The sequence below is a fragment of the Vallitalea maricola genome (assembly GCF_036985595.1).
In the GTDB taxonomy this organism is placed as follows: Bacteria; Bacillota; Clostridia; order Lachnospirales; family Vallitaleaceae; genus Vallitalea; species Vallitalea maricola.
This window is the reverse complement of the sequence record NZ_BTPU01000049.1, coordinates 24802-34022: the sequence shown is the minus strand read 5'-3', so window position 1 is coordinate 34022 and position 9221 is coordinate 24802. Positions and strand designations below refer to the sequence as shown.

The window sequence follows — 9221 nt, the reverse complement described above, 5'->3', positions numbered from 1 at the left end:
AGAGGGTTTTTTGATGTAGACTTTTTCTAATAAGATTATAAATTCGTATACACTTTTAGTAAATTATGTTAAAATGAGTTTATAAAAATTAGGTAGTATCACATAAAATACTATTTTGGAGGATAATTATGCAAGAAGTTAATATCTATACTGATGGTGCTTGTAGAGGAAATCCAGATGGACCTGGAGGTTATGGAGTCGTTTTAGAATATTTTGATATGAAAGGAAACAAACACATTAAAGAATTATCATGTGGTTACAAAAATACAACAAATAATAGAATGGAACTAATGGGTGTTTTAAGAGGATTGGAATCACTGAAAAAGCCATGTAAGGTTAATTTATATACAGATTCCCAATATATTGTAAAAGCATTTAATGAAGGTTGGTTAAATAATTGGATTAAGAATAATTGGAAGAGAGGAAAAAAGAAAGAAGATGTCAAGAATGTAAATTTATGGAAAAAAATAATATCTGCAAAAGATAATCATGATGTTACTTTTAACTGGGTTAAAGGACATGCTTCACACCCACAAAATGAAAGATGTGACAGTTTGGCAACAAGTGCAGCAGATGGAACAAATCTAATTGAAGATGAAAGATAATAGACAAAGAGAATGTAGCTATTTATATATAGGGCTGCTTTATAATATATTATTAAAATAATTATTATAAAGCAGCTTATTTATCTATATTTGTTAATTAAAAACACTCACATTTCTAAATCAGTTATATTTTAACTTTACTGAATCATATATTATAAAAAAACTAGGATTAATTATTGTATATGAAAAATACTATATATAAACTTTTGATCTTTATTTTTATTATCGCTTTTTTCAATTCAATGTTATTAGAAAGATTATATAATAAAGATAATAAGAAAATAGAACATATTAAAATTGAATCCTTGGATAAAGCTGATAAGATAGCTGAATTCAATATAACTGACGAATCCATTAAAGAAATTAAAACTTATTGTGAAGATAACAGCATAGATTTCATAAAATTTTTCTCTTCATACATGAAATATAATAATTATGAAGTAGATAGTGTTACTTATGATTATGATGAAAAATATTATGATAAAGTTAATGATATAAAAGCAATAGAAAAATTATACAGTATGGTTTTATCTGATATAAAATATTTTCCAATACCAGAAAATAAGAGAGAGGATTCAAGAAGTTATTGGTATTGTAATTCATGGAAAGCAGATAGGTCATATGGTGGAGAAAGAAAGCATTATGGTACAGATATAGTTGACAGTAAAGATGAACGAGGGTATTTTCCAATAGTCAGTATGACTGATGGAGATATAGAAAAAATCGGTTGGCTGGAATTAGGAGGTTGGCGAGTAGGAATCAGAGCCCCTCATGGAGGATATTTCTATTATGCGCATCTTGATAAATATGAAAAAGGTATAAATGAAGGAAGTAAGGTAAAAGCAGGTGATATTATTGGATATATGGGTAATAGCGGTTATGGCGAAGAAGGTACATGTGGAAAATTTGAAGTTCATCTTCACTTAGGAATATCTTTACCTATAAAAGATAGTTCTGAGGAATTCTGGATAAACCCTTACTGGGTACTAAGATATATGGAAGATAATAAAATAGAGAAAACTTTTTAATAAAGTCTGAATTTTATATTTACGTATGGTATAATATTACTGATACTGGTATTTTATGGAGTAAATTTATATATTTACAAGGAGTGGTGCGTCTTGGAAATTCAATTATGGAGGCAGATATTAATCCCATATCAGCAAGCAGTAGAGGAATTAAAAGTTAAATTTGCTAGTATAGTGCATGAAAATAGAAGGTTAGGACAATATTCACCTATAGAATATGTTACTGGCAGAGTTAAGAAAATATCAAATATATTAGAAAAAGCTAAGAAAAAAAACATACCCCTCAATGAGATAGAGGCAAAGATTGAAGATATAGCAGGTATTAGGATCTTGTGTCAATTCGTTGAAGATATTGATAAGGTAGTTGCCATAATAAGAAGTAGAAAAGATATGGAAATCAAAGATGAAATAGATTATATATCAAATACTAAAAGAAGTGGTTATAGAAGCTATCATATGATAGTATATTATGATGTTCATACAGCGCTTGGTGCCAAGAGGATAAAGGCTGAGATTCAGATAAGAACTTTATCAATGAATTTCTGGGCTACCATTGAGCATTCATTACAGTACAAATATGAACATAACATTCCAGAGGAGATTCAAAAGAGATTGACTAATGCTGCTGAAGCTGCGTTTAAATTAGATCAAGAAATGTCTATAATTAGAAATGAGATAATAAAAGCACAGAATCTATTCCAGCTTAAGTCTAGTGTTATTGCTGATATATTGAATAATATTCAGAATCTGCATAAAGTATGTAATGATATAAAAGAAGTAGAACATATTCAAGAAGAATTTTATGATCTATGGGATAAAGGTAACTTTGAACAGCTAGATAAATTTAATAAGAGATTGGATATGTTAGCTGCTGGATACAAAGCGCAGAGTCTGATTTGACAATATTTGTTTACAGTATTTATGAAAGGATGTTTATATGATTTATGCAATAGGTGATTTACATTTGAGTTTTAGTAATGATAAGCCTATGAAAGTTTTTGGACAACATTGGGATAAACATTATATTAAAATAAAAAATGATTGGGAGAAAAGAGTAAAAGATGATGATCTTGTTCTAGTTCCCGGTGATATATCTTGGGCAATGAAATTAGAGGAAGCAAGAGAAGACATAAAATTCATATCACAGTTACCAGGCAGGAAAATATTCGTTAAAGGAAATCATGATTATTGGTGGAACTCTCTAAGCAAAGTATCAACAATGTATAAGGAGTTGGATTTCATACAGAATAACAGTATTATATATAAAAATATTGCTATTTGTGGAACTAGGGGTTGGATATGTCCTAATGAGACTAAGTTCACCAAGGATGACGAAAAGTTGTATAATAGAGAAGTCAATCGTATGGAGATAGCCCTAAAAAGTATAAGAGACCAAGTTGATAAAATATATGTGATGTCACACTTTCCTCCAACCAATGACAAATTGGAACCCTCTGATTTCACTAGATTATATAACGAATATAACGTTGATAAAGTCATATATGGTCATTTACATGGAGAAGAAAGTTTTAAAATGGGACTCCAAGGTGTTGTAGATGATGTAGAATATATATTGGTATCATGCGATTATTTGGATTTCAAATTAAAAATAATAGATGGAGAATAATTTCTTATATTTGACATAGAGAGGAGAACCGGATTTGAATTTACCTGATAAATATATAGCAAAAATGAAAGGGTTATTAAAGGATGAATATGGAGATTATATAGAATCATTCAATGAAGAACGCTTGCATGGTTTAAGGGTTAATAACTTAAAAATAGATACAGATGAATTTGGTAAAATTGCATCTTTTCATCTAGATAAAATTCATTGGATTTCCAATGGATATTATTATGCAAAGGAGGATATGCCTTCCAAACATCCATATTATTATGCAGGTCTTTACTACTTACAAGAGCCTAGTGCCATGACACCAGCAGAACTCTTTAATATAGAACCATATGACAAAGTTCTTGACCTATGTGCTGCACCAGGAGGCAAGAGTACAGAATTAGGAGCAAAACTTCAAGGGACAGGCGTTCTAGTATCCAATGATATTAGTGCTTCTAGAGCAAAAAGTTTACTTAAGAATATTGAATTAGCAGGTATCAGTAATAGTATAGTACTTAGTGAGACTCCAGAAAAATTAAGTAATTATTTTTCTGAGTATTTTGATAAAATATTAATAGATGCCCCTTGTTCTGGTGAAGGCATGTTTCGTAAAGATAATTCAATGATTAAAAATTGGAGTGAAGAATCTGTTGATTACTATAGTGATATTCAAAATGGTATATTGCCATATGCAGCAGAAATGTTAAAATCTGGTGGATACATGATGTATTCTACATGTACTTTTTCGCCTAGTGAAAATGAAAAAACAATCAGTAAGTTTTTGGATGAACATGAGGATTTTGAATTAGTGGACTTACCTGATTTTGATGGATTTGATAGAGGAAAGACTGAGTGGTCTTCCAGTGATAAGTACGATTTAAGCAAAACGGTAAGATTATGGCCCCATAAGATTAAAGGTGAAGGTCATTTTGTAGCGCTATTATATAAAAAAAAATCTGCAACAACAAAGAGATTCAAAAAATATGATATTGATACTAGAGAAAAGGAATATTCGGTATTTGTAGATTTTGAAAAAGAGTACCTCAATGTTAAGTTTGATAGAAGCAGACTTCAAGTAATAAATGAAAAATTATATTACATGCCAAAGGAAATTCCTGCACTTAAGGGACTTCGTTTGCTTAGGACAGGACTTTATATGGGAGATATAAAAAAGAATAGATTTGAACCATCTCAAGCATTTGCCTGTTCATTGACTCGAGAGCAATTCAAAAACATTGTGAACTTGGATATAATGGACGATAATGTAATAAGGTATCTGAAAGGAGAGACATTACAGGTAAAAGGAGCTAAAGGGTGGAATTTAGTATGCACTCAGAATTATCCGTTGGGATTTGCAAAAAAGGCTAATAATCTACTTAAGAACAAATATTACCCAGGCTGGAGATGGATATAAGTTTAACTTGGAATTGAAATATTTTGATATAGGAATATTGTTCACGATTATGATATAATTGAATAATATTAATTTGAAATCAAAATTTTATATAGAAGGGTGATAATATGCTAAAAAACATAAAAGCTGTGTTATTTGATCTGGACGGGACTTTAGTTGATTCAATGTGGTTCTGGGAATCTATTGATATAGAATATCTTGGAAGATATAATATAGAACTTCCCGATGATTTGCAAGATAAAATAGAAGGTATGAGTTTTACCGAAACTGCCCATTATTTCAAGGAGACATTTAAAATTCCTGAATCTATTGAAGAGATTAAGAAAACTTGGAATGATATGGCATGGGATTATTATATTAATAAAGTAGAGTTAAAAACAGGTATAATTGATTTTCTTGATTACCTATCCGAGAAAGATATTGCAATGGGTATTGGATCAAGCAACTCAAAACACCTTGTTAATGTTGTTATTGATAAGTATAATATGGCTGATTATTTTACTTCAATACGAACTTCATGTGAAGTGGATAGGGGTAAGCCATTTCCTGATATCTATCTAAAAGTAGCGGAAGATTTAGGTGTAGAACCAGAGGAATGTCTTGTTTTTGAAGATATACCAAAGGGGATTATATCTGGAAAAGAAGCAGGAATGAAAGTATGTACTATCTATGATGATTATTCAAAAAATATGGATAATGAAAAGAAAAAGTTGGCTGATTATTATATCAATGATTATAATGAGTTGTTATCATCATTTAGAAATAAAAAGGATGCATAATAACATAATACAAGGTTTTACAAAAGATTATTAGGATAGTGATTATAAATGGAAGATATTAATGTATTAGTTGTTGAAGATGAAAAGGAAATATCAGAGCTGATTAAAAAAAACTTGGGGAATGAAGGATTTAATATATATCAAGCTTATGATGGGCAGATTGGCTTGGATATGGCAATGAGTGAAGATATTCAAATAGTCATATTAGATATTATGCTACCTAATATGGATGGTTTAGAGGTTTGTAGACAGATCAGATTAAAGAAAAATGTGCCTATAATAATGTTAAGTGCTAAATCACAAGACATAGATAAAGTAGTTGGATTAAGCATTGGAGCAGATGATTATATATGTAAGCCTTTCAATATGATTGAATTAACTGCTAGAATTCGTTCCCAACTTAGAAGATATTTGTATCTAAATAATACGAGCATTGACAAAGACAATACTATTATAGTAAATGATCTATTAATAGATTTAGATAGCCATCTAGTATCAATAGGAGATAATGAAATAAAGCTGACACCTACAGAATATGATATATTAGTTCTATTAGCCCATAATAGAGGTAAGGTCTATAGTAGTGAAAAAATATTCGAAAAAATCTGGGATGACAAATATTACGAGGCTAACAATAATGTCATGGTTCATATTAGGAATATAAGAGAAAAGTTAAACGATAATTCCAAGAATCCAAGATATATAAAAACTATATGGGGAGTAGGTTATAAAATTGAAAAATAGACTACTTAAAAGTATTAGATTTAAAGTAGTTATTATTTGTGTGGAAAGTTTTTTGCTGAGTGTAATTACTTTATATATAATGTATCAAATAATTTATACTAATAGATTCAAATCTCCAGTACGAAATCTATATAATACTATAACTAAGTATATTACAATCCAACAAGCAATAATTTTTGCAGGAGTAATATTATTCATAGTATATTTGCTGATTCTAGTTTCTAGGATAATCAAGTATATTGATAAAATATCTTATAATGTAAATGAAATAGCAAAGGGTAATTTTGATGCCAAAATTGATAAGATAAATAAAGATGAATTGGGACAACTTGCAAATAATATTAATAATATGGCACGTCAGATTGAAACATTGATTAGAGAAGAACATGAAGCTACGGAGAGTAAAAATTATTTGATAACAGGATTGTCTCATGACTTAAAAACCCCATTAACTTCTATTTATGGTTATCTTGAATTGATTAATAATGATAATTATAAAGATGAAGTAGAACTTAGATATTATATAGATATAGCTTTCAAGAAGACCATTCAATTAAAGAATATGATAGAACAGTTGTTCAATTATACTAAGTATAGTTCTTCCAGCATTGAAGTTGAAAAAGTTAATATTAATGTAAAAGAATTATTAAAACAATTAGTAATTGAATACTACCCATTTTTTTTGAAAGAGGATCTAGAGTGCAGATTAAATTTTGGAAAAGAGAAATATGAGATTCAAGCAGATAGTAAATTATTATTCCGTGTATTTGAGAATCTGATTTCAAATGCGGTACGTTATAGCGGTGAAAATAGTAAATTTATTGATATAAATCTTGAATCAGAAGGTGAAAAGATATATATTCATTTTATTAATTATGATAATATAATACCTGCGTATCAACAGGAATTTATTTTCAATAGATTTTATAAGATTGAACAATCAAGGGCGCATGATTCAGATAGTTCTGGATTAGGTTTGGCCATAGCAAAGACAATAGTAGAATTAAATGATGGCGATATCAGTGTTAGCAGTAAAGATAATAAGACCATATTTACTGTAACATTCAACAAAATAGATAAAAGCCTAGTAAAGGATAGATAAAAATGACAAAAGATTTTTTACCGATAATTAAAGCAGATATGGAAAAAAGAGGATGGGAAGAGGTTGATTTCGCATTTATTTGTGGGGATGCATATGTAGATCATCCGTCTTTTGGAGTAGCAATTATAAGCAGATATTTAGAGGCTTACGGTTATAAAGTTGGAATTATCCCTCAACCAAGATGGGATACTACCGATGATATTACTGTTTTTGGAAGACCTAGATTAGGTTTTTTGGTCTCGGCTGGTAATATTGATTCTATGGTTAACCATTATAGTGTAGCAAAGAAAAAAAGACAAAAGGATGCATATACACCAGGTGGAGTAATTAATAAAAGACCTGATAGAGCTACAATCGTTTATTCAAATCTGATAAAAAGAGCATATAAAGATGTTCCAATAATATTAGGTGGAATAGAGGCTAGTTTAAGAAGATTAGCCCATTATGACTATTGGAGCAACAAAGTCAAGCGTTCAATATTACTTGATTCACAGGGAGATATTCTATTATATGGAATGGGTGAAAGAACAATCATAGAGCTAGCCGAAGCTCTTGATAGCGGTATTGACATTAAAGATATAACTTATATAAAAGGGACAGCATATAAATCAAGGAATCTTGACGATGTATATGATTACATTGAATTACCTTCTTATCAAGATATTATAAAGGATAAGAAAAAATATGCAGAAAGTTTTATGATTCAATATAATAATACTGACTTCTATAATGGAAAGAGATTGGTTGAACAATATAAAGATAATGAGTATATTATACAGAATCCTCCTTCTACGCCACTTGACCAATCAGAAATGGATAGTATATACGCTTTACCATATATGAGAGATTATCATCCTATGTATGAAAAAGATGGAGGAATCCCTGCTATCAGAGAAGTCAAATTCAGTTTAATAAGTAATAGAGGTTGTTTTGGAGGATGCAGCTTTTGTGCCCTTACATTCCATCAAGGAAGAGTAGTACAAACAAGAAGTCATAATTCAATAATAAATGAAGCAAAGGATATTATTTGTGATAAAGACTTTAAAGGTTATATACATGATGTAGGCGGTCCAACTGCCAATTTTAGACATGCTGCTTGTGAAAAGCAATTAAAATATGGTGCATGTAAAGACAAACAATGTTTATTTCCAGAACCATGCAATAATCTGAAAGTAGATCACTCTGATTACTTAAGTTTGTTAAGAAAGTTAAGAGAGCTTCCAAAGGTTAATAAAGTTTTTGTGCGTTCAGGTATTAGATTCGATTATTTAATGAAAGATACAGATGATACTTTTTTCAAGGAACTAGTTGAACACCATGTATCTGGACAGTTGAAGGTTGCACCGGAGCATATATCTGATAAAGTATTGCAGAAAATGGGTAAACCTAAGGTAAACGTATACAATAAGTTTGTTAAGAAATACACTGACATAAATAAAAAATTGAATAAAAAACAATATTTAGTTCCATATCTTATGTCAAGTCATCCAGGGTCTGATCTTAACTGTGCAGTTGACCTTGCAATTTATTTAAGAGATCTGGGATATATGCCTGAGCAGGTACAAGATTTTTATCCAACACCTTCTACCTTATCTACATGTATGTATTATACAGAACTTGACCCAAGAACCATGGAAAAAGTATTTGTACCAAAATCTCCTCATGAGAAAGCTATGCAAAGAGCATTGATACAATATAGGAATCCTAAAAATTATAGAATAGTACAGGAGGCTTTGATTTTAACTGGTCGAGAAGATTTAATTGGTTATGACAAGGATTGTCTAATAAGACCAAAAGGAAGTAATGGTAACTATAATAATAAAAATACTTATGGTAATACTAAAAAGAAATCCAACAAGAATGATGAGAAAAAGAAGAAAAGAAAAACTATTCGTAATGTGCATAAAAAGAAAAAATGAAAGTAAGGTGTAAAT

Annotated in this window: 9 protein-coding genes; all 9 read left to right on the top strand. The window is 29.8% G+C overall.

The genetic code is table 11. The annotated features are described in order from the left end of the window. Positions 1-128: 128 nt before the first annotated feature. The 9 genes from rnhA (at position 129) to AACQ14_RS14515 (ending at position 9206) form a co-directional block, all read left to right on the top strand. Positions 129-605 (top strand): ribonuclease HI, encoded by a 477-nt coding sequence (gene rnhA / locus AACQ14_RS14555; protein WP_339364312.1) that lies wholly within the window; start codon positions 129-131, stop codon positions 603-605. Positions 606-847: 242 nt separating this feature from the next. After that, on the top strand, positions 848-1633 hold the full coding sequence (locus tag AACQ14_RS14550) for a M23 family metallopeptidase (protein WP_339364311.1): 786 nt from the start codon (positions 848-850) through the stop codon (positions 1631-1633). A gap of 93 nt (positions 1634-1726) precedes the next feature. After that, the gene (locus AACQ14_RS14545) at positions 1727-2533 is read left to right on the top strand and encodes a GTP pyrophosphokinase (protein WP_339364310.1); all 807 of its coding nucleotides are present in this window, start codon (positions 1727-1729) and stop codon (positions 2531-2533) included. Positions 2534-2570: 37 nt separating this feature from the next. Next, positions 2571-3260: a metallophosphoesterase gene (locus AACQ14_RS14540; protein ID WP_339364309.1), complete on the top strand. Its 690-nt coding sequence runs from the start codon at positions 2571-2573 to the stop codon at positions 3258-3260. A 34-nt stretch (positions 3261-3294) separates the two neighbouring features. Beyond that, positions 3295-4662: an RsmB/NOP family class I SAM-dependent RNA methyltransferase gene (locus AACQ14_RS14535; protein WP_339364308.1), complete on the top strand. Its 1368-nt coding sequence runs from the start codon at positions 3295-3297 to the stop codon at positions 4660-4662. A 107-nt stretch (positions 4663-4769) separates the two neighbouring features. Then, complete coding sequence (locus AACQ14_RS14530) at positions 4770-5441, top strand: HAD family hydrolase (RefSeq protein WP_339364307.1); 672 nt, start codon at positions 4770-4772, stop codon at positions 5439-5441. A gap of 48 nt (positions 5442-5489) precedes the next feature. Then, the gene (locus tag AACQ14_RS14525) at positions 5490-6185 is read left to right on the top strand and encodes a response regulator transcription factor (protein ID WP_339364306.1); all 696 of its coding nucleotides are present in this window, start codon (positions 5490-5492) and stop codon (positions 6183-6185) included. 79 nt (positions 6186-6264) lie between these two features. Then, positions 6265-7287, top strand: a complete 1023-nt coding sequence (locus AACQ14_RS14520; RefSeq protein WP_339364305.1) for a sensor histidine kinase — start codon at positions 6265-6267, stop codon at positions 7285-7287. Between the two features lie 2 nt (positions 7288-7289). Continuing rightward, positions 7290-9206, top strand: a complete 1917-nt coding sequence (locus tag AACQ14_RS14515) for a YgiQ family radical SAM protein (RefSeq protein WP_339364304.1) — start codon at positions 7290-7292, stop codon at positions 9204-9206. Positions 9207-9221: the final 15 nt, after the last annotated feature.

Bases quoted from the DNA above. Each gene is read 5' to 3' on its own strand.
- rnhA (WP_339364312.1), top strand. From the start codon at position 129: ATGCAAGAAGTTAATATCTATACTGATGGTGCTTGTAGAGGAAATCCA.
- AACQ14_RS14550 (WP_339364311.1), top strand. From the start codon at position 848: ATGTTATTAGAAAGATTATATAATAAAGATAATAAGAAAATAGAACAT.
- AACQ14_RS14540 (WP_339364309.1), top strand. From the start codon at position 2,571: ATGATTTATGCAATAGGTGATTTACATTTGAGTTTTAGTAATGATAAG.
- AACQ14_RS14530 (WP_339364307.1), top strand. From the start codon at position 4,770: ATGCTAAAAAACATAAAAGCTGTGTTATTTGATCTGGACGGGACTTTA.
- AACQ14_RS14525 (WP_339364306.1), top strand. From the start codon at position 5,490: ATGGAAGATATTAATGTATTAGTTGTTGAAGATGAAAAGGAAATATCA.
- AACQ14_RS14520 (WP_339364305.1), top strand. From the start codon at position 6,265: ATGTATCAAATAATTTATACTAATAGATTCAAATCTCCAGTACGAAAT.
- AACQ14_RS14515 (WP_339364304.1), top strand. From the start codon at position 7,290: ATGACAAAAGATTTTTTACCGATAATTAAAGCAGATATGGAAAAAAGA.